General features: G+C 64.2%; 22 protein-coding genes. 9 read left to right on the top strand and 13 right to left on the bottom strand.

Annotated features, from left to right (window positions below):
- Positions 1-68: 68 nt before the first annotated feature.
- Complete coding sequence (uvrB, locus tag ACSC1P_RS09730; RefSeq protein ID WP_435359951.1) at positions 69-2,129, top strand: excinuclease ABC subunit UvrB; 2,061 nt, start codon at positions 69-71, stop codon at positions 2,127-2,129.
- Positions 2,130-2,176: 47 nt separating this feature from the next.
- Positions 2,177-2,899, top strand: coding sequence for a DUF4013 domain-containing protein (locus ACSC1P_RS09725; RefSeq protein ID WP_435359950.1), 723 nt, complete (start codon positions 2,177-2,179; stop codon positions 2,897-2,899).
- A 1-nt stretch (position 2,900) separates the two neighbouring features.
- Here ACSC1P_RS09725 and ACSC1P_RS09720 read toward each other — a convergent pair whose 3' ends face one another.
- The 4 genes from ACSC1P_RS09720 to ACSC1P_RS09705 all read right to left on the bottom strand — a co-directional run bounded on the left by ACSC1P_RS09720 (position 2,901) and on the right by ACSC1P_RS09705 (position 5,804).
- The gene (locus ACSC1P_RS09720; RefSeq protein WP_435359949.1) at positions 2,901-3,119 is read right to left on the bottom strand and encodes a DUF8015 family protein; all 219 of its coding nucleotides are present in this window, start codon (positions 3,117-3,119) and stop codon (positions 2,901-2,903) included.
- Between the two features lie 643 nt (positions 3,120-3,762).
- On the bottom strand, positions 3,763-4,041 hold the full coding sequence (locus ACSC1P_RS09715; RefSeq protein ID WP_435359948.1) for a hypothetical protein: 279 nt from the start codon (positions 4,039-4,041) through the stop codon (positions 3,763-3,765).
- A 179-nt stretch (positions 4,042-4,220) separates the two neighbouring features.
- Entirely contained in the window at positions 4,221-4,658 is a 438-nt protein-coding gene (locus ACSC1P_RS09710) for a universal stress protein (protein ID WP_435359947.1), read from the bottom strand.
- Between the two features lie 36 nt (positions 4,659-4,694).
- Positions 4,695-5,804, bottom strand: a complete 1,110-nt coding sequence (locus tag ACSC1P_RS09705) for a sulfite exporter TauE/SafE family protein (protein ID WP_435359946.1) — start codon at positions 5,802-5,804, stop codon at positions 4,695-4,697.
- Between the two features lie 253 nt (positions 5,805-6,057).
- Between ACSC1P_RS09705 and ACSC1P_RS09700 the strand changes: the two genes are divergently transcribed.
- Positions 6,058-6,261, top strand: coding sequence for a hypothetical protein (locus ACSC1P_RS09700; RefSeq protein ID WP_435359945.1), 204 nt, complete (start codon positions 6,058-6,060; stop codon positions 6,259-6,261).
- Between the two features lie 68 nt (positions 6,262-6,329).
- Here ACSC1P_RS09700 and ACSC1P_RS09695 read toward each other — a convergent pair whose 3' ends face one another.
- Positions 6,330-6,839 (bottom strand): acyl-CoA thioesterase, encoded by a 510-nt coding sequence (locus tag ACSC1P_RS09695; protein WP_435359944.1) that lies wholly within the window; start codon positions 6,837-6,839, stop codon positions 6,330-6,332.
- A 198-nt stretch (positions 6,840-7,037) separates the two neighbouring features.
- Here ACSC1P_RS09695 and arcD point away from each other — a divergent pair, with 198 nt between their 5' ends.
- Positions 7,038-8,495 carry an arginine/ornithine antiporter ArcD gene (gene arcD, locus ACSC1P_RS09690; protein ID WP_435359943.1) on the top strand — a complete coding sequence of 486 codons (1,458 nt, stop codon included), beginning with the start codon at positions 7,038-7,040 and terminating at the stop codon, positions 8,493-8,495.
- Between the two features lie 38 nt (positions 8,496-8,533).
- On the opposite strand, the gene ACSC1P_RS09685 is transcribed toward arcD, so the two are convergent.
- The 5 genes from ACSC1P_RS09685 to ACSC1P_RS09665 all read right to left on the bottom strand — a co-directional run bounded on the left by ACSC1P_RS09685 (position 8,534) and on the right by ACSC1P_RS09665 (position 14,396).
- Positions 8,534-9,409 carry a DUF3592 domain-containing protein gene (locus ACSC1P_RS09685; protein ID WP_435359942.1) on the bottom strand — a complete coding sequence of 292 codons (876 nt, stop codon included), beginning with the start codon at positions 9,407-9,409 and terminating at the stop codon, positions 8,534-8,536.
- Positions 9,410-9,521: 112 nt separating this feature from the next.
- Positions 9,522-10,757, bottom strand: a complete 1,236-nt coding sequence (locus tag ACSC1P_RS09680) for a putative manganese transporter (protein WP_435359941.1) — start codon at positions 10,755-10,757, stop codon at positions 9,522-9,524.
- 237 nt (positions 10,758-10,994) lie between these two features.
- Complete coding sequence (locus ACSC1P_RS09675) at positions 10,995-12,764, bottom strand: excinuclease ABC subunit C (protein WP_435359940.1); 1,770 nt, start codon at positions 12,762-12,764, stop codon at positions 10,995-10,997.
- Between the two features lie 147 nt (positions 12,765-12,911).
- Positions 12,912-13,562 (bottom strand): hypothetical protein, encoded by a 651-nt coding sequence (locus ACSC1P_RS09670; protein WP_435359939.1) that lies wholly within the window; start codon positions 13,560-13,562, stop codon positions 12,912-12,914.
- A 174-nt stretch (positions 13,563-13,736) separates the two neighbouring features.
- Complete coding sequence (locus ACSC1P_RS09665; RefSeq protein WP_435359938.1) at positions 13,737-14,396, bottom strand: metallophosphoesterase family protein; 660 nt, start codon at positions 14,394-14,396, stop codon at positions 13,737-13,739.
- A 365-nt stretch (positions 14,397-14,761) separates the two neighbouring features.
- On the opposite strand from ACSC1P_RS09665, the gene ACSC1P_RS09660 reads away from it, so the two are divergent.
- Both ACSC1P_RS09660 and ACSC1P_RS09655 read left to right on the top strand, forming a co-directional pair.
- The gene (locus tag ACSC1P_RS09660; RefSeq protein WP_435359937.1) at positions 14,762-15,616 is read left to right on the top strand and encodes an SDR family NAD(P)-dependent oxidoreductase; all 855 of its coding nucleotides are present in this window, start codon (positions 14,762-14,764) and stop codon (positions 15,614-15,616) included.
- Positions 15,616-16,581 (top strand): patatin-like phospholipase family protein, encoded by a 966-nt coding sequence (locus ACSC1P_RS09655; RefSeq protein WP_435359936.1) that lies wholly within the window; start codon positions 15,616-15,618, stop codon positions 16,579-16,581. The genes ACSC1P_RS09660 and ACSC1P_RS09655 overlap by 1 nt, the downstream gene beginning before the upstream one ends.
- An 11-nt stretch (positions 16,582-16,592) precedes the next feature.
- Here the strand turns inward: ACSC1P_RS09655 and ACSC1P_RS09650 are convergent, their stop codons facing one another.
- Positions 16,593-17,171 (bottom strand): IMP cyclohydrolase, encoded by a 579-nt coding sequence (locus ACSC1P_RS09650; RefSeq protein ID WP_435359935.1) that lies wholly within the window; start codon positions 17,169-17,171, stop codon positions 16,593-16,595.
- A gap of 157 nt (positions 17,172-17,328) precedes the next feature.
- Here ACSC1P_RS09650 and ACSC1P_RS09645 point away from each other — a divergent pair, with 157 nt between their 5' ends.
- Positions 17,329-18,279: a PLP-dependent cysteine synthase family protein gene (locus tag ACSC1P_RS09645; protein WP_435359934.1), complete on the top strand. Its 951-nt coding sequence runs from the start codon at positions 17,329-17,331 to the stop codon at positions 18,277-18,279.
- An 88-nt stretch (positions 18,280-18,367) separates the two neighbouring features.
- Here the strand turns inward: ACSC1P_RS09645 and radA are convergent, their stop codons facing one another.
- Positions 18,368-19,399 (bottom strand): DNA repair and recombination protein RadA, encoded by a 1,032-nt coding sequence (gene radA / locus ACSC1P_RS09640; RefSeq protein WP_435359933.1) that lies wholly within the window; start codon positions 19,397-19,399, stop codon positions 18,368-18,370.
- Positions 19,400-19,597: 198 nt separating this feature from the next.
- Between radA and ACSC1P_RS09635 the strand changes: the two genes are divergently transcribed.
- Both ACSC1P_RS09635 and ACSC1P_RS09630 read left to right on the top strand, forming a co-directional pair.
- Positions 19,598-21,457, top strand: a complete 1,860-nt coding sequence (locus ACSC1P_RS09635; RefSeq protein WP_435359932.1) for a helicase C-terminal domain-containing protein — start codon at positions 19,598-19,600, stop codon at positions 21,455-21,457.
- A 205-nt stretch (positions 21,458-21,662) separates the two neighbouring features.
- Complete coding sequence (locus ACSC1P_RS09630; RefSeq protein ID WP_435359931.1) at positions 21,663-21,920, top strand: hypothetical protein; 258 nt, start codon at positions 21,663-21,665, stop codon at positions 21,918-21,920.
- Between the two features lie 13 nt (positions 21,921-21,933).
- Here the strand turns inward: ACSC1P_RS09630 and ACSC1P_RS09625 are convergent, their stop codons facing one another.
- Positions 21,934-22,182, bottom strand: a complete 249-nt coding sequence (locus tag ACSC1P_RS09625; RefSeq protein ID WP_435359930.1) for a hypothetical protein — start codon at positions 22,180-22,182, stop codon at positions 21,934-21,936.
- Positions 22,183-22,228 lie beyond the last annotated feature (46 nt).

Here is a 22,228-nt window from a genome sequence, read left to right as displayed (position 1 = left end):
CGTGTGGGCTGTCACCGCCGAACACGAACGGGTCACTCATACTGCTCGCGCCCGTAGCCCTGTCCAGTATGAGCGACGCCAACTCGGGGCCACTCCAGCCGGACCGGCCGGACGCCCAGCAGCCGTTTCGGGTCGACGCGCCGTTCGACCCCGCGGGCGACCAGCCCGAGGCCATCGACGACCTCGTCGCGGGGTTCGAGTCGGGAGCGAGCGAACAGACACTGCTCGGGGTGACCGGGTCGGGCAAGACGAACACCGTCTCGTGGGTGCTCGAAGAGGTACAGGAGCCGACGCTCGTCATCGCCCACAACAAGACGCTCGCGGCGCAGTTGTACGACGAGTTGCGGAACCTGTTTCCGGACAACGCGGTCGAGTATTTCGTCTCCTACTACGACTACTACCAACCCGAAGCCTACGTCGAACAGACGGACACCTACATCGACAAAGACGCGTCCATCAACGACGAAATCGACCGACTCCGACACTCGGCGACCCGGTCGCTGCTGACCCGCGACGACGTCATCGTGGTCGCCAGTGTCTCGGCCATCTACGGCCTCGGTGACCCGACGAACTACGTCGACATGAGCCTGCGTCTCGAAGTCGGTGAGCAAGTCGGCCGCGACGAGTTGCTGGCCCGCCTCGTGGACCTGAACTACGAGCGCAACGACGTGGACTTCACGCAGGGCACGTTCCGCGTCCGCGGCGACACCGTCGAGGTGTTCCCGATGTACGGCCGCTACGCGGTCCGCATCGAGCTGTGGGGCGACGAAATCGACCGCATGGTGAAGATAGACCCGCTCAAGGGCGAGGTCGTGAGTGAGGAACCCGCCGTGCTGGTCCACCCGGCAGAGCACTACTCCATCCCGGAAGAGCGACTGGAGCGCGCGATGGCACAGATTCGCGAGGACCGCGACGAGCGCGTGCGCTACTTCGAGCGAAAGGGCGACGCCGTCGCGGCCCAGCGCATCGAGGAACGGACCACCTTCGACCTCGAAATGATGCAGGAGACGGGCTACTGCTCCGGCATCGAGAACTACTCCGTCTACCTCTCCGAACGCGAGATGGGCGACGCGCCCTACACGCTGCTCGACTACTTCCCCGACGACTTCCTCACGGTCATCGACGAGTCACACCAGACCCTACCCCAGATAAAGGGCCAGTTCGCTGGCGACAAGTCCCGCAAGGACTCCCTCGTCGAGAACGGCTTCCGCCTGCCCACGGCGTACGACAACCGGCCGCTCACGTTCGAGGAGTTCTTCGAGAAGACGGACAAGCGGCTGTACGTCTCCGCGACCCCCGGCGACTACGAGGAAGAACACGCCGAGAACGTCGCCGAACAGATCGTCCGGCCGACCCACCTCGTCGACCCGAAGGTCGAGGTGTCGCCTGCGACCGGGCAGGTCGACGACCTCATGGAGCGCATCGACGAGCGCGTCGAGCGTGACGAACGCGTCCTCGTCACGACGCTCACGAAGCGCATGGCCGAAGACCTCACCGAGTTCCTCGAAGAATCCGGCGTGAACGTCGCCTACATGCACGACGAGACGGACACGCTGGAACGCCACGAACTCGTCCGTTCACTGCGACTGGGCGACATCGACGTACTCGTCGGCATCAACCTCCTGCGGGAGGGACTGGACATCCCCGAGGTCTCGCTCGTCGCCATTCTCGACGCCGACCAGGAGGGCTTCCTGCGGAGCGAGACGATGCTCGTCCAGACGATGGGCCGTGCGGCCCGGAACGAGAAGGGCGAGGTCATCCTCTACGCCGACGACCCGAGCGACGCGATGGAGGCCGCCATTTCCGAGACCCAGCGTCGCCGTGAGATTCAGCAGGAGTACAATGAGGAACACGGCTTCACGCCGACGACCATCGAAAAGGAAGTCGGCGAGACGAACCTGCCGGGCAGCGAGACCGACACCTCGGGCATCGCTGGCTCCGACTCACCCGAAGACGCCGAGGCGGCCGCCGCGCAGATTCAGCGACTCGAAGAGCGCATGCAGGCGGCCGCGAACAATCTGGAGTTCGAACTCGCCGCGGACATCCGCGACCGGATTCGGGAACTGCGACAGGAGTTCGACGCACTGGACGACGACGACGGCGTGCCGACGCCCGACGACGCGTTCTGAGCACTCACTCTCCCAACACTTTTCGCAGTCCAGTGTGAGACCCACCCATGTTGGTTGATTCACTGAAGTTCGCACTGCGTGGGCGAGAGTCGACGAAGACACTCGCGATAGGTGGCGGACTGTCGCTGCTCTCGTTTTTCATCCCCATCGTTCCACTCCTGTTCGTTCAGGGCTTCAGCGTCGAAGCCATGCGCAAGGGACTGACCGGCGACCAGTCGCCGAGCAACTTCGACGACTGGGAGGAGCTGCTGAAAGAGGGACTGTACGCCTTCGGTATCTCGCTGGTCTTCGTCGGCGTACCGATGCTGGTGTTCATCCCCTCGCTGTTCGTCGGCATCTTCTTCCTCTCGATTGGCGATGCAGTCGCCGGCTCGGCAGGGCTGGGTGTCGGGGCGATACTGTTCCTCGGTCTCATGCTCGTCGGCGTGGCTCTAACCATCCTCGGCTACTACCTCGTTCCGGCCGCGCTGTTGCAGTACGCGGCCCACGGTGAGTTCGGCGCGGCGTTCGACGTCTCGGCGCTCACCCGAGTCGCGTTCACCGGACCCTACTTCGTCGGGATGCTCGTCGGCGGCCTGACGGTGGCAATCCTCTCGATACTCATCCTCCCGCTGTACCTCATCCTCGTCGGATTCGCGCTGCAGTTCGCACTCTCCGTGGGGCTGTTCAACTACTACGGCCGCGTGGGTCGGAAGGCCGACCCGACGCTCGCGCCGAAGCAGGAGACGACGAGCGGGTACGCTGAAACGCGCGACCGCCCCGGTTACTGATTCAGTTCAGCGCGTCGACTTCGTCGGTCAAGTCGGCGGGCGCGTCGACCGGTCCATTGACGAACATGCCGTGACCGATGACGGCCGCGGCGACGAGACCGGTGCTGACGATTGCGAGCGACATCGAGACGTCTGTTAGCGTCCCGACGCCGACGCCGGTGAGCAGGCTGGCGGCGACTGCGAACAGCACGAGGTCGTAGTACTGCCAGGTGTAGCCCATGTCTGGTGTGTGGGTCGCTATCGTCAAAATCGTTGGGTCGAGAGACGAAATCGACGACTACGCTGTCGGTGTCAGCCGTGTTCTCCGTCGAGAGTAGTCCTCGACGCTAGTGCACATGACCGCAGACACAGCCTCCCCAATTGATTCGCGTCGCTCACTCTGCTCACGGGTCGTTTCACTCCCCGTTCGCAACGAGGCGACTCCGTCGCCTCGCACCGTTCGCTCTGCTCATCCCTCGCGCACGTCTCGTCGCCTCGTTACACTCGGCGACTCGTTCGCGCGCGCCAGACCGGTTGTGAAACCACACGTCGATTCGCTAGTCGTCTTCCTCTTCGCGAATCGTCACCATGCAGCTACGGATCTTGTCCACATGACCGAGACCCAGACGAGCGCGAAGGGATGACCGCTGGAAAGTCGCACAAGTGCCCACCATCGGTCTCGACCCACGCGGTCCACAGCGAGTCGATTACGTATCACCTGTTGAACGACGTGCCGCAGACGGCTGTAAGCGACAGGTGTAATGTGACTAAATAAGTCGTTGATGCGCATTACGATCGTCGTACGGACGACGAGAATGCAGAACAGCGACGGAAGTACATCAGCGGATTGTAGACGACAGACGAGACGCTTTGGACAGGATGGGTTAGTCGTCTTCTACAGCTATTTTCGGACGTTTTCGTCCTTCTGACTTTAATTCTTCAATGGTCGTTTGACATTGACAAGACCCCTGTCCATCTCCACCTAAGGCGTTCGTATGTGGGTCGTACTCAAATGGGTCTTCGCCCTTAGGATACTCCCATGTAATATCTACATCTCCGTTATTGTATACGTGCGCCGTTGGCTGAGTATTGTGTTCTCTATCTCCGTTGTGTTCTGCTAATGTCCCCCGAATAATCCCATCTGGAACTTCAGATATCTCCATAGCCCTTTCACAATGACACGTGTATTAGTACTTATTATATTGCAGGGGGTCCGGCCGACACAAACACCAGACAGCGTACACCCGAGTTCCCACGAATAACGCTCTCAAACCCTCTAATCAGGGGTGGTTTAAGTGCAGAATCATGGGTGACGGGAATGTCGAAAGGCCGAGAAGGAGCGTTACTCGTCTTCTTCCCGAATCGTCATCACGGGGACGAGACACTGGCGGACGACTTTCTCGGCGACGGAACCGATGAGGTAGTGTTCGAGGCCGGTCCGGCCGTGGGTCGCCATCACGACGAGGTCGACCGGATTCTCGTTGACGTAGTTCAGAATCTCGGTCTTGGGGACGCCGTCACGGATGACGCGCTCTGTGGTGACCGACTCGGGCAACTCGGCGATGGCGCTCTCGATGGCGGCCTCGGCACGCTCGCGTTCGGTTTTCTCCCAGATGTCGGTCGAAAGTCCGGAGGTTGGACTCTCGAAGCGGTTGCGTGTGTCGACGACGGAGAGCACGTGGACCTTCGCGTCGAACGTCTCGGCGAGTTCTGCGACGTGTGCTGCGGCCGCGGCGGTGGTCTCGCTTCCGTCGGTCGGCAACAGGATGTCGCGGTACATGGTCGACGCTACGGGTGCGAGCCTGAAAAATCCGGCTCAGAGTACGCCCGACGCGATGACGAACAGCGCGATTGAGATGATGCCGAACAGGGCACCGACGCCGTGTTTGATAGTTCCCGTGTCGAGCGCGGAGGCGACGTACGGGGCGATTTGGCCACCGAGAGCCGCTGCCGGGACGGTCCAGACGACCATGTTCCACGGCGTGTTCGCGAGGTCGATGGAGTGCGCGCCGGGGACGAACTGTCCGCCGAAGACGTGGACCAGCGAGGCGAGGACGGCCGTGGTGGCGACGACGATGTGGTTCGTCCCGATGGCGACCCGAACCGGGACCTTCGAGCGGAGCATCGAGATGATCCCGAGTTCGCCGATTCCGAAGCCGGCGAGTCCCTGAAACACGCCGCCGACGCTGTAGTTGGCGAAGCGCTCGACGTAGCCGCCACGGTCGTACACGTAGTCGTTCCCCTCGCGGTCGACCCGCGTGACGGTGCCGTCGTCGTCCGTGCGGACACCTGCGGGACCGAGTTTGCCCGCGTCGTCGGGGAGTTCGGTTCCACCGTCGGCACTCACGTTGGCGTCGTCACTCTCGTCCGGTTCGTGGTCGCCGTGGCCGAGGTCGGCCTTGAACAGGAGGTACGAGGCGGCGAGCAGTGCGATGCCGAGTAGCGTCTGGAACACCGCTTCCGGGATGAAGAACGAGAGTACTGCGCCGCCGACCACGAACGGGATGGCCCCGCCGACGAGGGTCGCCGCGAGCCGTCGGTCGACCAGACCGTACTGGATGAATGCGATGGACGAACTCGACAGGCCGAACGACTCGCTGATGAGGCCGATGGCGACGAGCTTCTGCGGCGATAGTTGGGTGATGTACTGCGGCGTCAACTCCCCTGCGAGCACCGGGAAGATGAAGATGAGAAACGGCACGAACAGGGCGGACCCGCTGATACCGACCGTGTTGACGATGGTCGCACCGAGGAGGAAGCACGGGAACAGCCACCAGTAGGCGGTCCAGAACTCGACGCCACTCCCGGACGCGGGGGCGGCGAAGAGGACCCCGACGATGAACAGTATCGGTGCAAGTAGCACGAAAATGTGCTGATACTTTAGAAACGTCTTCTGGATTGTACTGTACGATGAAGACGAGCTCATGAACTCTTGGCCGCGAGTTTGAGAAGGAGACATAAGAGCGTTCCCTTCTCCCCGAAACCGGAGAATTAAGCCGTATTTTACACGGATTCTCGCTGTTCTGTGGTTTGCACATCTTCGTCCCGGTCCGCGATTCACTTCGCTCAATCGTGGCCACGAATTCTACGATTTCCCGAGCGACTGTTCGGCAAGACGCACAAACTGGCAGAATTATCCCGAATGTTTATGCCAGTCCCGCCTGTTATGCCTAACTGGAATGAGTTTTCGAGAGCGACCCCCCGAGAGAGAGCCTGGGCAGTCGACGCGTGAGGAAAGCAGTGACGAGTTGACCGAACCTCTCGAAGACCCACCGACACCGGCTCCAACGGGCGTCGTCGGCCGACTACGGTATCACGTGGCGACGTGGCCCGGCCGGTTCGTCGAGATGCAGACCGAGGCGTTCGGCGGCCGCACGCACTGAGTATCGAGCGACCCGACCACTGTTCCTTCGCCCGTCTTCACCCGGGTATCGGTTGTGCTCGCTGTGATTCAGGGTGCTGTCTCTTCTGACTGGTAGTCGATGGCGAGCGCAGCGCGTCGGTCGCGCCGTCGCTCGACCGCGGTTTCGTGGAGGGCTTCTTCCATCTCCGTCTCGCAGACGAGGTCCGGCACCGCCGTCGAATCCCCGTCGTCGTCGAGTGCGACCATGGTGAAGTACGAAGTCGCGGTCTGTTCGTACGTCCCTTCGGCCGGGCGCTCGGACCGGACCTCGACTTTTACGTCCATGCTCGACCCGCCAGTGTCGAACACGTAGCCGGTCACGACGACCACGTCTCCGAGCTCGATTGGCCGTTTGAAGTCGACGTGGTCCATCGCCGCCGTGACGACCTGCCGGCGTGCGAAGCGACGTGCCGAGATGGCCGCGCAGATGTCCATCCAGTGGAGGATGGCCCCACCGAGCGCACGCCCGAGGTTGTTGGTGTCGTCGGGCATTAATATCTCGCTCATCTCGGTGAACGACTCGGCGAGCGACGCGACGTCGGACTCGTGTTGGTACATGGCCGAACCGGGTCGTCGACATCAGATAAATCTACTGAACTTGGGACAATACAAATTAGATTGTCTTCCGGCACCAGCATCGACGCCCACCGTGGGTGAGGCTCTCTCACTGTTTTCCGCGAGCCGACCTGTCTTTATTCGATGGATGTGAGTAATACAACGACGAACTTTAATGCTTCATGGGAATAGGGGCGGGTGATGACTGGTCTCTCGTTCGAACCACGAACGTACGAAGACATTCCGGCTTCACGTCGGCCGTCGCTCGCACAGGCGCTCGTCCCGCTGCTCGGGATGGTCCTGTTCCTCAGTGTCGGAGCCATCGTGCTGGGTCTCGACCCGCACCTCCCCATCGTCTGGGGAGCGGTGCTCACGGCCGGCGTGGGCCGATACTGGTTCGGTCTCTCCTGGGACGAACTGTTCGAGGGAATCGTCGACGGCATCAGAATGGGGCTCCAGTCCATCCTCATCCTGTTCGTCATCTACATGCTCATCGCGACGTGGACCTCGGCGGGCACCATCCCCGGGCTCATCTACTACGGGCTGGAACTGCTGACTCCGGCGGTGTTCCTGCCGGTGACCGCCGCCCTAGGAACCGTCGTCGCCTTCTCTATCGGTTCCTCGTGGACGACCGCCGCCACGCTCGGTGTCGCGTTCATGGGCATCGGTGCGGGACTGGGCGTCCCCGACGCCATGACGGCCGGGGCTGTCCTCACCGGCGCGTACACCGGTGACAAGATTTCGCCGTTGTCGGACACCACCAACCTCGCGGCCGCCGTCACCGACACCGACCTGATGGAACACGTCCGGACGATGCGCGTCGGCACGGGCATCGCACTCGCCATCTCCCTCGTGCTGTACGCCGGACTCGGCCTCACTGCGACCGGCGATATCCCGGCAGGACGTATCGACACCATCCAGACCGCCATCACGGGTAGTTACACCGTCTCGCCGCTCGTGTTCGTTCCACTGCTCGTGACGTTCGCGCTCGCGCTGTACGGCTTCCCGGCGCTCCCGTCGCTGCTCGCTGGCGTCTTCGCCGGCGTGTTCACGACCATCGGCCTGCAGGGTGTCGGCTTCACCGCCGCGTGGAAAGTCGCACAGAGTGGCACTACGCCCGAAACCGGCTCGACGCTGGTCAACGACCTGCTCACCGCGGGCGGCTTGATGGGGTCGACGTGGACCATCACCATCGTCGTCGCCGCGCTCGTCCTCGGCGGCCTGCTCGAACGCACCGGCGTCATCGCCACCGTCGCACACCACATCGCGACGGTCATCAACAGCGTAGCTGGTCTCACGCTGGGCACCGGAGCCGCAGCCATCACGATGAACGTCCTCGCCGCGCAGCAGTACATGAGTATCGTCGTCCCGGGCATGACGCTGCGTGGCCTGTACGACGACTTCGACCTCGAATCCAAGAACCTCTCGCGAGCGGTCGAGGCGACCGGGACCGTCACCTCGGTGCTCATCCCGTGGAACGCCGGCGGTGCGTACATGTGGTCCGTATTCGGCGTGCACCCGTTCGAGTACGCCCCGTACTACTTCCTCGGCTTTCTCGCACCGACCATCCTCGCGGTCATGGCGGTGACTGGCTGGCGAATCACCTTCGCTGAGGACCAGTCAGCGGCTACCAGCGGGCCTACCCCGGCGGACGACTGACCGCTGTCGCTGGCTGCGCTCGTACCCTCCCTCGACGGTCAGGCGGCGGAACCGGACGCGACGACCTCGTGATAAAGTTTGTACGCGACGCCGACCACGAGGACGGCTCCCAGCATGTACGCGAACACGCTGTACGGGCTGTCCGTGGCCACGAAGTAGTGGCCGAGGACGGCGGCGATGGCGACGATGACGCCGAAATCTACGAGTCGCGTCGGGATTGCCTCGACGCCCGGGAGACCGAGTCCGTCGATCGGTCTGTCACGAACTGGTTCCGCCGTGGTCGGTTCGTCCTCGTCGCCCTCATCCTCGTCCTCGACGGATTCTTCGAGTCGGTCCAGGTCGGCGTCGTCCAGTTCGTCCGGGTCTGGCGGGTAGGTACCCGACCGTGAGATGCTGTCCCGGAACCGCCGTGGTGAGATGCTCCGTAAGACGCGTCGAAGCCACGCCGACCCCGGCGTGAACAGCTGTCGAACGATGAACAGCCCGAGCACGATGGCGGGATACGCGGGGAGGAACGTGTATTCGGGAATCAGGTACGCTCGTCCCGGATTCTCCGGCGCGTAGTAGACGGTGATGTCGTCACCGTTCGAGTACTCCGTCGCGATGGGCGTCAACTGTCCACGAGTCTTCTCTGCGACCGCCAAACTCCCGGGATAGAGTTCGCGTCCGTCGTAGGTTTCGCCATCGACCGAGTACTCGTAGGTGACGTTGGCCTCGTATTCGTCCCTGTCCGAGAGGTCGACGCCACGGCCGTCGTAGTCGTTCGGTGTGTGCTCGACGGACGCGTGGGTGACGGTTCCCGTCGTCTCCTCGTACGCTGTCAATCGGTGGTGTTGCACGGCGAATCCATACGTCCCCGCGGCCACGAGTACGACCGCGAGGACCACCGCCGCGGCGACCGCTCTGTCGTCCATCACGTGTCAATTCGACTAATTAATACAAAAGACGGCACCCAATTGTCGGTTTCGTGAACGTTCGAACGGAGGAGCAGACAGCCGCTCTTCGACCGAAACTCGCGTCAGTCCGTCAGCCGAGCACGCCGAAGCCGAACGACGGCATGCCCAGCACCGGGCCCCAGATGAAGTGGAGCGCGACACCGACCACGATGGCCGGGATGGTCGTGTAGATGCTGGCGACGATGGCCGCCTTCTTGTCGATGGCGATGAGCGGGAACAGCGCGTCACCGTCCTGACTGATGGCGTTCGCCGTCAGCGCGGAGAACGGGATGCCGCCGTTCGCGTACACGCCGGAGAGGACGATTTGCGGGCCACAGCCGGGGATGAGTCCGACGGCGGCACCGGCGATGGGGGCGAGGACGCCCGCGGTCTGTGCCGCGGCGGCGATGTCCGCGCCAGTCACGATGAGGAAGTACTCGTACAGCAAGTACGCCCCGATGACCCACACCGTGACGAAACTCGTCTCCATCGCGGCGTGCTGGAACGTCTCGTAGGCGGACTCGAACGACTCACGAGCACGACCGACGCTCCCTTCGCCGATGTAGTGGCGACCGACGAAGTAGAGGTAGAACGACAGCGTCGTCCCGAGCAGGCCGAATATCGTGAACAGTCCGTCGAAGCTGACGCCGTACTCCATCGCGACATCCGGCGCGCCGCGGACGAGGTACGTGACGCCGAGGACGAGGCCCATCGTGGCGGCGACCCACCAGAGTGCGTGTGCTGCGTGTGACACCGGCGTCAGGATGGCGTTCTCACGGTCCGGCCCGTGTTCGTGCGAGTGGGCCGGATTCGCGCCATCGTAGTCGTGGCCCGGGTTCGGACCGAGGCGGTTGCCACCGCCGACGACCGCGGTTCCGCCGTCGGTCGTCGCTGGGTCGAGTTTGGCGACGGCGGCGTCGACGCGGCTCACGCCGAGACCGACCGTGTCGACGAGGTAGCCGAAGACGACCGCCGTCACGAACGCGATACCGTAGGCGTACAGCGCGGCTTCCGGTGCGAGGACGAGGATGACGAACGCCGCGTCGCCAGCCGTCGCGATGAGCGTCGCCACGACGGTCCCGAACGAGACCGTCCCGCGGATGTACAGCGGCATCATCACGATAGCCCCACCACAGCCGGGGGTCAGGCCCATCAGCGCGCCGAACACCGGCTGCAGCCGCTCGTTCTCTTCGATCTTCGCGACCAGCGCGCCACCGGTCCGGTACTGGATGAGGCCGAACAGCAAGACCGTCACTGCGACGAACGCAGATACCTGGACGTAGCCGTCACGAAGCGAGGCGAGCGTCACGTCGAGGTACTCGTTCACCGGGAAACACCCCGGAATTGTCTACACACTGAAACAGATTTAGACATCTCTAATTATTAGTTTAGCACAACAGCTCATATAGTTCACGGTTCAACTAATTGGTTCCTCGTCGCCAGAGACAGCGACTATATCCGGTCGTGAATGGCTCTCACGAGTGATGTTCTCAGTCGAAAAGCGAGCGACGGAACCGAGGTTCGTTGGTCGGGTTGCTGGCTGGTCGGTCGGCGGCCGGTCTCCTCAGCGACCGCCGAGGTGGGTCCGAATCGACTCGGCGGTTTGGGCACCGACGCCGTCGACACTTCGGAGTTCGGAGAGGCTGGCACTCCGGGTGTTCTCGACGCTCCCGAACCGGCGTAACAGCCGCTTTCGCGTCTCCGGCCCGACACCGGGTACCCCGTCGAGTGCCGTCTCCACCGAATCCCGCAGCGTCTGGTGGTACTGCACGGCGAAGCGGTGCGACTCGTCGCGCACACGCTGGAGCAGGTGGAGGTGCGGCGCGTCGCTCGGCCAGTCGTAGGTTCGGTCCGGCGTGATGACGAGTTCTTCTTGCTTGGCGAGTGCGACCGCGGGCACGTCCCAGCCAACGTCCGCAAGGGCGTCCAGTGCCGCGCCGAGCTGTCCCTCGCCGCCGTCGATGAGCAGGAGGTCTGGGTCCGGGCGGTCGTCACGGCCCTCGACCGCGCGACTCGCCCGCCAGTGGAGCAGGTCGTGCATGTTCGCGTAGTCGTCGTTCTCCTCGCTGAGTTTCTTCCGCCGGTAGTCTGCCTTCTCCGGCTGGCCGTCGACGAAGGTCACGTCGCTGCCGACGACCGCGGTCCCCTGCGCGTGGCTCACGTCGAAGCCCTCGATGCGCGACACCGAGTCGAGGCCGAGTTCGGCCGCCAACGCGCCGGATTCGTCCCGGCGACCGACGTGCCGACGCGCGTTCTTCAGCGCGAGATCGACCAGTTTCGCCTCTCGGCCTGCCCCGGGCACGCGGACCGCGACGCCCTCGGCGTCGAGCCACGCCGCCACCTCGTCGTCGCCGTGGTGTTCCGGGAGGAGGACCGCGTCGGGCAGCGACCGCTCGGCGTAGTACTGCACGAGGAACGCCGCGAGGACCGCGGCGACTGGCTCGTGTTCGTCGTGGTCAGTGTCTTCGTCCGGGTCGTCGGGTGCCGTGACGGGGTGGCGCTCGCGCTCGACCAGTTGCCCACCCTCGGCGTGCAAGCGTGCGACCGTCGCGTCTTCGCCTTCGATAGCGACGCCCAACACGTCGACGCTCCGTTCGTGTCCTCGGCTGCTGACCGCTTCGCCGCCGCCGCCGTGGAAACTCGTGACGACTTCGAGGCGGTCGCGGAGATTCGCCGCGCGCTCGAAGTTCTGTGCCTCACTCGCGGTCTCCATCTCGGTGCGCAGTGGGTCGGCGAGCACGCCCGTCTCGCCGGAGAAAAATCGCTTCACCGACTCCACGTCGGCGAGGTAGCCCGGTTCGTCGATTTCGCCCGTACAGGGGGCGGTACAGAGGCCGACCTCGAAGTCGAGACACGGCCGCTCCCGGTTGGCGAACTTGTGGTCCGAACAGCCCCGAACCCCGAACGTCTCGCGCAGGGCCTTCACGACCGTCTCGACTTCGCCCTTGCTCGTGAACGGGCCGTACACCGTCGCCTCTTCGCCGGGGTCGCGGGTCACCTCGATACGGGGGAACTCGTGGTCCGTGAGTTGGACCAGCGGGTACGATTTGTCGTCCTTCAGTCGGACGTTGTACCGCGGCTGATGACGCTTGATGAGATTCGCTTCGAGCAGGAGCGCCTGTGTTTCGGTGTCCGTGACGGCCACGTCGAGGTCTGCCGCCCGGTCGACCATCCGGCGAATGCGCGCCGAGCGCGGGTCGGCGTAGGACCGAACGCGTGAGCGGAGGTCGACCGCCTTGCCGACGTACAGCGTCCGGTCGTCGGCGAGGAACTGGTAGACGCCGGGCTCTCGCGGTAGGTCGCTGGCTCGGTCTCGGAGGGTGGCCGCGTCCATCTGGCGCGGGGTAAGGGCCGGTGTAGGATGTGGATTTCGCTCGTGCTGCGGAGGCGTCGGCCAGCCGGGTAGGTTCGACGAGCGGCGTCGTGACTCGAAATCACCGACCGAAAAAGCCGAATCCGTCGTTCGACGTCGATTCACGGTTCAGGCTGCCGGGGTGGTTCGCGACTCCCGAGTGGCGACTGCGCGCGTCCTGAGGTCGTTCCCCACGACGATCCACGCGAGGCCGAACGGGACGAACCACAGCAGGCCGAACACATCGACGCCACCGACGACCAGCACCTCAGCTCCGACGAGGGCGACCACCAGCGCCGGGACGGTCGACGCCAGCAGGGCGGCACCGGTACGGGAAACCGCGCCAGTGCGCCACAGCACGAGGCCGTAGGCGGTCGCCGCGAGGTAGGTGACCAGCAGGCTCAGGAACCAGATGGTTCCGCCGAGGGTCGCGTCGTCGCTCCTCACGTCGGGGAACGCGAAGTTGGTGGTGAGTCCGACGGCCATGCCCACGAGACCGAGGCCGAGCAGGCCCGCGATGCCGGTCGCGAGGCGGCCGTACTCGGACTTGACCGTCTCGTGGACGCCGTAGAGGCCGCCCACGACGAGTAGCGCGCCGAGCGCGTACAGCAGGCCGACCGTGGCTTCGTCTCTCGTGTTCGCTTCGACACCGAACGCGACGCTGGCGACGGTGTACGAGACCAGCAGGACGCCGCCGACGATGGCCGCGATGGCTGTCTGGCGCATCCGTTCTGTAGATATGATGCCCACCTGTCTGGTGGACGTGGTTTCTGTGACCATGGATATCATCTGACTCTCCGTGGCTCCAGCGTCGGGACGCCACACCGTGGCTTTCTGGGCCTCGTCGTGGGCGGTGCAGCCGCCGCTATGCGAATAGAATCGAGTATCTAGATGGACGTGCGAGATATTGAATATATCTCTTCGACTGGGGGGTGGGGCGGGTCGCTCGGCGAGTCAGCGCCCGTCTTCCAGTCGCGTCGCCAATCGCTCCGGCAGCCCGGCGTCGCGAATCGCCGCTTGCACCGACTCGATGTCGTACTCGACCCGACACTCTTCCACCTCGCCCGCGTCCATGTCCAGTACCGAGTACGCCGCCCGCGGGTCGCCGTCGCGTGGCTGGCCGACGCTGCCGGGGTTCATCACGATGCCCTCGTCGAATTTCTCCGTGTGCTGGACGTGGGTGTGGCCGAGAATCAGGACGGCCTCCCCGCGAAGCAGGTTCGGCGCGAACTCGTGCGGCCGGGTGTAGCGGTCGGGGTCGTCCGGGTGCCCGTGGACCAGTTTCACGTAGCCGTCGCACTCGCGGCGTTCGTCGGGCAGGTGGCCGAGCCACGAGATGTGGCGGTCACGGAGGTGCTCTCGTGTGTACGAGATTCCGGCCTGTGCCAGTTCGTTGAAGGCGAAATCTGTGTCCCGTGCGACTGCGCGGTCGTGGTTGCCCATCACGGTCGGCACGTCGCGCTCCATCAGCGTCTCGACGCAGGCGGCCGGGTCGGGGCCGTAGCCCACCACGTCGCCGGCACAGAGCAGGCCGTCGACCGGCGGCATGTCGGCGAGCACCGCGTCGAGGGCGACGCTGTTCCCGTGAATATCGGAGATGACGCCGAACTTCATGCTCGGTGATACTGTCGCCAGCGTGTTAACTTGCGTCGATTCTCGTCGTCGTTCGGTGTGGGTTCGGCTGTCGATGTCTACAGTTTCGGTATCGAGAGGCAGTTCACGAATCACGACGGTACATGACCGCCCCGCACAGCACCGCACCTCGTCCTCCCCACCCTCCTGCGCTCCTCGTCCTTCGGCCTGCGGTGCTCGTCCCTCGCGCGCTCCTCGCGGTCTTCGCATTCCGAGGCGACACTGTCGCCTCGCGCTCAGACACGCTCGTCCACGCGCGCCGGGCCGGTTGCGTCGACGGCAATCGCACCCCAGATTTCCCCACGCCATACCTAGTTTCTTGCCGCCTCCCTGCGCGGTTCTCTCTAATGACCGACGATTCCATCGAACCGGCGGAACTGACAGCCGACGACCTGCTCGTCGTCGAAGACGACCACTTCACGGCCGAGAACGTCGCTATCGTGACAGGCGGCGGGTCCGGTATCGGGCGCGCGACAGCGGTCGCGCTCGCGGCGAACGGGCTGACCGTCGCGGCGACGGACATCGACGAGGACGGGCTCGCGGGCACAGTCGAAAAGGCCGAAGACGTTGGAGTCGCGGGAACCGTCGAGACGGTCGTCGGCGACCTGACCGACGACGACGACCTCGAACGAATCGTCGAAGAGGCGGCCGAATTCGGCCAGATTCGCTACCTCGCCAACATCGCGGGCCTCCAGCACATCGACCCCATCGACGAGTTCCCGGTCGAGCAGTTCGACCTGCTCCACAGCGTGATGCTCCGCGCGCCGTTCGTCCTCTCGAAGCACGTCATTCCGCACGTCGAAGCCACCGACGATGGTGTCGGAGCCATCGGGAACATGGCGTCCATCCACGGCCACATCGCCACGCAGGACAAGGTGGGGTACATCTCCTCGAAGTTCGGGATTCGCGGGCTGACCAAGTGCATCGCGGCCGAGGGCGACGGCACGCTCCGGTCGTTCTCCGTCTCGACGGGCTACGTGAAGACGCCGCTCGTGACGAACCAGATTCCGGACACGGCCGAGGAACGCGGCATCTCGGAGCGCGAGGTCGTCGAGGACGTGATGCTCGGCGACGCGAAGGTGACGGAGATGATGGAACCGGCCGAGGTCGCCAACCTGTTCACGCTCGGCTTCTCGAAACACGGCCGACACCTCGACGGGGGCGACCTCACGTGGGACGGCGGCCACCTCTCCACGTACTGATGACGACGAACGTCGCCATCGCCTGTCAGGGCGGCGGGAGCCACACCGCGTTCACCGCCGGGGTGCTGAAGCGACTGCTCACCGAGGTCGACGCCGCCGACGAGTACGAACTCGTCAGCCTCTCCGGTTCCTCGGGTGGTGCAGTCTGTGCCACGGCGGCGTGGTTCGGCCTGGTCAGCGACGACCACACCCCTGAGAGCGTGCTCGACGACCTCTGGGCCGACATCGCCGCGTCGTCGCTGTTCGAGCGGGCGACGAACGACTGGCTCGTCTGGACGACCATGCTGGACGCGAGCGGGTTCCCGACCGCACAGGTCAGCCCCTACCAGAACCCGTTCGCCGACCAGGCCCAGCAGGCGTTTCAGGACTTGCTGGAACGCCACGTCGACTTCGAGCGCTTCGGCGACCTCGCTACCGAAGACACGCCACGGCTCACCGTCGGGACGGTCGACGTCACGGCGGGGCAGTTCGAGACCTTCACTGACGAGTCGGTCGATTCGCTCGCCCTCCTCGCCTCGTCGGCCGTCCCGACGCTCTATCCGGCGGTCGAAATCCACGGCCACACGCACTGGGACGGGCTGTTCGCACACAACCCGCCCATCCGCGACCTGTTCGACGTGCCGCCCGAGCACAAACCCGACGAACTGTGGCTGGTCCAGATCAACCCACAGCGCGTCGACGACGACCCGACCGGGCTTCGCGAAATCTACGACCGCCGGACCGAACTCTCGGCGAACATCTCCCTGACCGAGCAGTTGCACTTCGTCGAACAGGTGAACGAGTGGCTCGACGCGGGCCATCTCCCCGAAGCCGAGTACCGACACACCGAGATTCACCGCATCGAGTTACAGAAACAGCTCTCGGTCTCCTCGAAGTTCGACCGGTCACCCGGGTTCATCGAAGACTTGCAAAACCGGGGAGTCGAGCGTGCCCAGTCGTTTCTCGAAAACCGGGCGATTGACTGAGTACTGCCCGGTTATTCGCCGTTTTCGAGCGCCAGCTCGAACCCGTCGCCGTCGCGGGCGATGCCGGCGGCACACACCGCGTGTTCGAAGTCGGCGTCGTACGCCTCGGTCGCGGCGTCGGCGGCCGTCTCGGCGTCGAACGCGTACGTTTCCGGGGTATCGTTCTCGTACGTCGCGACGAGCGTCGGTTCGTCGACTTCCTCCACGAACAGAGCGTCCTTGCGGACGATGCCGATGTAGGCCGTCCCGTCCGTCATTACGCCCGCGATGCGCGGCGTGTCGTAGTCGTCCTTCTCGTAGTCGAGCGAGAGCAGCGCGGTGGCGAGAGCGTCGCGCGCCGGGTAGCCCATGGCTACCTTCTCCGCGATGGGGTCGACCTGCGAGCCGTTTCCGAGGACGGCACCATTGTCGGTGACGCGCACACAGTTGTAGGAGACGTACGGGTTGTCCGTCTCTGGTGCGTCGGGTGTCGGGCCGACCGTGAGGGTGTCGTCCTCGCGCGCGGTGACCTGCCTGTTCGGGAACGAGCGCGACGAGACGCGGTAAGCGCTCACTTCGGGGCCGACGACGACGAATCGTCCGATGTACATACACGAGTATGCATAGAAACAGGGTAAGAAGGTGTCGATGTATGCAGCACAACGGGCATTCGTGGCGGTCGCCGACTCGCGTCGTTTAGCGCGTCGCCTGTCGGCGTTCTCACAGTTAGGTGTCAGTTTATAACTGACGGGCCCCAGTACGCGCGGTATGGAACTGCGCGTGGAGCGTCCGTGCCCCTACCCCACCGACGACCCGATACTCCAACAGATTGGCAACACACCGCTCGTCTCCTACGGTGGGGAAGACGGGCCGAACCTGTTCTGTAAACTCGAGACGGAGAATCCGACACGGTCGATGAAAGACCGAATCGCGTGGGGAATTCTCTCTGAGGCGTTCGACGCGGGCGAGTACGACACCATCGTCGAGGGGAGTTCGGGCAACACGGGCGGGTCGGTCGCCATGGTCGCCAACCGACTCGGCGCCGACTGTCACATCACCACGCCGGCGTCGACCAGCGTCCAGAAGAAAGGCTACATGCGCGCGTACGGCGCAGTCGTCCACGAGTGTCCCGGCGTCGAAGAGGGTGACCCGGAACACTACGTCGAGGTGGCGATTCGTCTCGCCGAGGAACACGACGCGCTGTTCGTCGACCAGTACAGCAACCTCGCCAACCCCGAGGTCCACTACAACTGGACCGGACCCGAACTGTGGGAACAGGTCGGCCCGGACGTGACGCATTTCGTCTGTCCGATGGGGACTGGCGGGACCATCAGTGGCTGCGCTCGCGCGATGAAAGAACGTGCCGCCGAGGCCGGCACCGACCTGACCGTCGTCGGCGTCGACGCGGAAGACTCGAACATCTCGAACGCGTTCTACGGCAACCCGACCGGCCCGTACGACACCGAAGTCGAAGGACTCGGGAAAGGCCACGAACTCCCGACGATGTGGTTCGACTACGTCGACGAGGTTCGCGACGTGGCGGACGACGTGGCGTTCGACCAGGCCAGAACCGCCGCCCGCGACCACGGCCTCCTCGTCGGGCCAAGCTCCGGCGCGACCCTCAGCGTCGGGCTCGACATCACGGAAGAGAACCCGGACGCGAACGTCGTCACGATGGTCTGTGACGGCGGCGAGCAGTACTTCGACACGCTCTGGTAGGGCGTCGAATCCGAATCGCCGTGGCTCGCTGGGGCGAAAAGACGGAAAAACTGCTTCGCGAACGATTTCTTACTGCGCTTTCAGGTCCTTACTCGGGCTTCAGGCCACCGTCCTGCACGCGCATGACGGCCTCGCCGTCGGCGAGGTTCGGCGCGTCCACGAGGCGGACGATACGCTTGTCGCCCTTCGACTTGCGGAGGTACATCCGGAACGTGGACTTGTGCCCGAGGATGTTCCCACCGATGGGCTGGGTCGGGTCGCCGAAGAACGAGTCGGGGTTGGAGGCGACCTGGTTCGTGACGAGGACGGAGCAGTTGAACAGGTTGCCGACCTTGTCGAGGTCGTGCAGGTGCTTGTTCAGCTTCTGCTGGCGCTGGGCGAGTTCACCACGACCGACGTACTCGGCGCGGAAGTGGGCCGTGAGCGAGTCGACACAGAGCAGGCGGACGGGCCACTCGGACTCCTCGTGCTCACCGGCGAGTTCCTGTGCCTTTTCGGCCAGCAGCATCTGGTGGTTCGAGTTGAACGCCTTCGCGACGTGAATCTTGTCGAGGACGTCCTCGATCAGTTCGTCGATTACCTCCTCGTCGTCGACACTGCCTTCGATTTCGCGGTCTTCGAGGGTCGCTTCGAGGACCTCGTCGTCGAGACCGCGGACCATGTCGTCGATACGCTCCGGGCGGAACGTGTCTTCGGAGTCGATGAAGATGACGGAGCCGCGGAGGCCACCGGCTTCCTTCGGAAGCTGGACGTTCACCGAGAGCTGGTGCGTGACCTGAGACTTACCCGCACCGAACTCACCGTACACTTCGGTGATGGACTGGGTCTCGACACCGCCGCCGAGGAGCTCGTCGACCTCGTCGATCTGCCAGCTGAGTTTACCGATTTCGTTGCGCCGTTCGAGGACCTGCGAGCCGGTCTCGAAGCCGCCGATGTCGGCTTCCTTCCGTGCAGCCTGGACGATGTCTGCGGCACTCGACTCGCCCACGTCGGCCGTGTTGGAGAGTTCAGAGGGAGAGGCCACGGCGATGCCGGGGAAGGAGTCGAATCCTGCTTCTCGGAGCTTCTCTGCTGTCGCCGGTCCCACGCCGGGGAGTTTCTCGAGGTCTGCGTCTGCCATACCAGTTCGTGTGGCTGGTTGCTACATAAACCCTCGTTAACAGGAGGGTGGAAGTGAAAGTGGCAGCAAGCGTCGGGGGGGTACCGGGACGACTTCCAAAGGTTCATCTGCGAACCACTGTGCAGGCCGGGGGCAGTTGGTCCGCTATCCCTCGCGTGACCGATGACTTTACACTCGCCCCACCGTTCCACCACGACAGTGGACGCGTCCCGTATCTTCGAAGAGTTCCCCGCCCCAAGCTACCGCGGCAATCAGGAGCAGGCGCTCTCGGACATCCGTGACGCCATCGACGCGGGGAACGACGTCGTCCTCGTGCGCGCGCCGACCGGCAGCGGCAAGTCCCTGCTGGCGCGCGCGATTGCAGGCTGTGCTGCTCGTCCGGACGAAGTCGCTCCGAGCGAGGCCAGCGGTGCCTACTACACGACACCGCAGGTCTCACAGCTCGACGACGTGGCCAGTGACTCGCTCTTGGACGACCTGAACATCATCCGCGGGAAGTCGAACTACAAGTGTATCCTGCCCGGCGAGCGCGACACGCCCGTGAACCGGGCACCCTGCGTGCGCGAGAAGGGCTACGACTGCTCGGTCCAGCACCGCTGTCCGTACTTCTCCGACCGGGCCATCGCCTCGAACCGAAACATCGCCGCGATGACGCTGGCGTACTTCATGCAGACCGCCGGCTCCGAGGTGTTCAGGAAGCGTGACGTGGTCGTCATCGACGAGGCGCACGGGCTGGCCGAGTGGGCCGAGATGTACGCGACCATCGACCTCGGGCCGCGCTCGGTACCCAACTGGGACGACCTCCGTGTGCCCGAACTCGACTCGGTCGAGCGCACCGCGAAGTACGCGGAAAACATCGTTCAGACGCTCACCCGGCGCAAGGACGACCTCGTCTCGAAGCCAGAGTTAACGACCGAGGAGGTGTTCGTCCGCGACAAACTACAGGAGCGAATCGGGGAACTGACGTGGTTCGTCGACGACTACCGCGACCCGCAGTCAGCCACGGAGTGGTTGGTCGACCAGCCAGACGGTGAGGGTGGACAGGTCACCATCAAGCCGATGAATCCCGAGAAGTACCTCCAGCACACCGTCTACGACCGCGGCAACACGTTCGTGCTGCTGTCGGCGACCATCCTGAGCAAGGACGCCTTCTGTCGGCAGGTGGGCCTCCCGCCGGACCAGACCGCCCTCGTCGACGTGGGCCACACGTTCCCCGTGGAGAACCGGCCGCTATACGACGTGACGCAGGGGAAGATGACCTACGAACACCGCGACCAGACGCTCCCGAAGGTCGCCCGAGTCGTCACGCGAATCATGCAGAAACACCCCGAGGAGAAGGGCCTGATTCACTGTCACTCTTACGGGATTCAAGAACGACTCGCCGAGCACCTGCGCGACTTCGGCGTCGGCGAACGACTCCGGATGCACTCGCGCGAGGACCGCGACGCCGAACTCGAATCGTGGAAAGCCTGCGACGACCCGGAGGTGTTCCTCTCGGTGAAGATGGAAGAAGCACTGGACCTGAAGGGTGACCTCTGTCGCTGGCAGGTGCTGTGCAAAGCACCGTTCCTCAACACCGGCGACTCGCGAGTCGCTCACCGCCTCGAACAGGGTCAGTGGGCGTGGTACTACCGCGCCGCCCTCAGAACCGTGATTCAGGCCTGTGGTCGGGTCATCCGCGCGCCCGACGACTACGGCGACACCTACCTCGCGGACACGAGTCTCCTCGACCTGTTCGAACGCGCGCAGGCCGACACGCCGCCGTGGTTCGCCGACCAGGTGACCCGGCTCTCGAAACCGGACCTGCCCGAGTTCCAGCCGAACGAGGCTCTGGCCGAGTTCGACGGCGCGACGACCAGAGGCCGACGGCGACAGGAGACGTGGCGACGAGACGAGCAGAATGCAGGGACGAGCAGTACAGACAGTGGCGGCTCTAGTGGGTCGACCGATTCCGACTCGACCAGCAGTGACCGCAGTGGGCGGTCGGGCCGTCGAGCCAGTCGCCGGTCGCGCCGCTCGAAATCGCCGATGGCCGACGTGTGGGACACCGACGGTTAGAGCGCGCCGATGACGCCGACGACGGAAGAGAGGACCATCAGCGCGACGAACATGAGCGCGATGAGTTGCTGCCGGTTGAGACCGAACATACGACTGCATATCTGCTCCGGATGCTTCAACCTCTCGGCCCGGTTCGACCACCGGTCCGAGCGCACTGTCGGCCCACTTCGACCTCGTTTTACCCCAGAACCGCGAACCAGCGACCATGTTCGAGACGTTCCGCGACGCCTGGGCACAGGCCGCCCGGCCCCTCGGTGCTCTCCTGACGCTCATCGGCGTGTGTCACCTGCGAAAGCCTGACCGATTGCTGTCGCTGGTGGGACAGGCCTACGACCGAGTCCTCGACGTCGACTTCGAACCGCGAGATGGGGCGAAAAACCGGGTCAGACTACTCGGACTGGCGTTCGTCGCTGCCGGGTTGCACCTGCTGTTCTGGGGCGGCGTGCTACCGCGACAGCGGTAAGTGAGATAGCCTCTCAGCGGCGGGTCGCCCGGCGTACGAGCACCCCAGCCGTGAGAAAGAGCCCGGTCCAGCGGACGATTCCGGCCGTCAACGACCCGAGCGCGTGCCACTGCACGAGATGGTCGACGAACGGGAGGTTGCCGAGCAGTCCTACGAAGAAGAACCAGCAAATCCACGAGCCGAGGAGTGTCGCGGCAACGAGTCCGGCGACTAGTGGAAGCTGACCGAGTATCCAGCCGATGTCGTCTTCTTGTCGAGTCATACGACGCGGTGAGGCTGGATGTGGTAAATATCTTCTCGTCGTTCTG

Origin of the sequence: Haloarchaeobius caseinilyticus (genome assembly GCF_051207395.1) — an archaeon.
In the GTDB taxonomy this organism is placed as follows: domain Archaea; phylum Halobacteriota; class Halobacteria; order Halobacteriales; family Natrialbaceae; genus Haloarchaeobius.
Note: the sequence above shows the minus strand (reverse complement) of the source record. Positions and strands in the feature narration are given on the sequence as shown.

What these genes read in the sequence shown, in the direction of transcription:
- arcD (WP_435359943.1), top strand. Translation starts at nt 7,038, where the DNA reads ATGACTGGTCTCTCGTTCGAACCACGAACGTACGAAGACATTCCGGCT.
- ACSC1P_RS09700 (WP_435359945.1), top strand. Translation starts at nt 6,058, where the DNA reads ATGAGTTTTCGAGAGCGACCCCCCGAGAGAGAGCCTGGGCAGTCGACG.
- ACSC1P_RS09685 (WP_435359942.1), bottom strand. Translation starts at nt 9,409, where the DNA reads ATGGACGACAGAGCGGTCGCCGCGGCGGTGGTCCTCGCGGTCGTACTC.
- ACSC1P_RS09710 (WP_435359947.1), bottom strand. Translation starts at nt 4,658, where the DNA reads ATGTACCGCGACATCCTGTTGCCGACCGACGGAAGCGAGACCACCGCC.
- ACSC1P_RS09650 (WP_435359935.1), bottom strand. Translation starts at nt 17,171, where the DNA reads ATGTACATCGGACGATTCGTCGTCGTCGGCCCCGAAGTGAGCGCTTAC.
- ACSC1P_RS09665 (WP_435359938.1), bottom strand. Translation starts at nt 14,396, where the DNA reads ATGAAGTTCGGCGTCATCTCCGATATTCACGGGAACAGCGTCGCCCTC.
- ACSC1P_RS09715 (WP_435359948.1), bottom strand. Translation starts at nt 4,041, where the DNA reads ATGGAGATATCTGAAGTTCCAGATGGGATTATTCGGGGGACATTAGCA.
- ACSC1P_RS09675 (WP_435359940.1), bottom strand. Translation starts at nt 12,764, where the DNA reads ATGGACGCGGCCACCCTCCGAGACCGAGCCAGCGACCTACCGCGAGAG.
- uvrB (WP_435359951.1), top strand. Translation starts at nt 69, where the DNA reads ATGAGCGACGCCAACTCGGGGCCACTCCAGCCGGACCGGCCGGACGCC.
- ACSC1P_RS09720 (WP_435359949.1), bottom strand. Translation starts at nt 3,119, where the DNA reads ATGGGCTACACCTGGCAGTACTACGACCTCGTGCTGTTCGCAGTCGCC.
- ACSC1P_RS09625 (WP_435359930.1), bottom strand. Translation starts at nt 22,182, where the DNA reads ATGACTCGACAAGAAGACGACATCGGCTGGATACTCGGTCAGCTTCCA.
- ACSC1P_RS09630 (WP_435359931.1), top strand. Translation starts at nt 21,663, where the DNA reads ATGTTCGAGACGTTCCGCGACGCCTGGGCACAGGCCGCCCGGCCCCTC.
- ACSC1P_RS09705 (WP_435359946.1), bottom strand. Translation starts at nt 5,804, where the DNA reads ATGAGCTCGTCTTCATCGTACAGTACAATCCAGAAGACGTTTCTAAAG.
- ACSC1P_RS09670 (WP_435359939.1), bottom strand. Translation starts at nt 13,562, where the DNA reads ATGGTCACAGAAACCACGTCCACCAGACAGGTGGGCATCATATCTACA.
- ACSC1P_RS09655 (WP_435359936.1), top strand. Translation starts at nt 15,616, where the DNA reads ATGACGACGAACGTCGCCATCGCCTGTCAGGGCGGCGGGAGCCACACC.
- ACSC1P_RS09660 (WP_435359937.1), top strand. Translation starts at nt 14,762, where the DNA reads ATGACCGACGATTCCATCGAACCGGCGGAACTGACAGCCGACGACCTG.
- radA (WP_435359933.1), bottom strand. Translation starts at nt 19,399, where the DNA reads ATGGCAGACGCAGACCTCGAGAAACTCCCCGGCGTGGGACCGGCGACA.
- ACSC1P_RS09695 (WP_435359944.1), bottom strand. Translation starts at nt 6,839, where the DNA reads ATGTACCAACACGAGTCCGACGTCGCGTCGCTCGCCGAGTCGTTCACC.
- ACSC1P_RS09725 (WP_435359950.1), top strand. Translation starts at nt 2,177, where the DNA reads ATGTTGGTTGATTCACTGAAGTTCGCACTGCGTGGGCGAGAGTCGACG.
- ACSC1P_RS09645 (WP_435359934.1), top strand. Translation starts at nt 17,329, where the DNA reads ATGGAACTGCGCGTGGAGCGTCCGTGCCCCTACCCCACCGACGACCCG.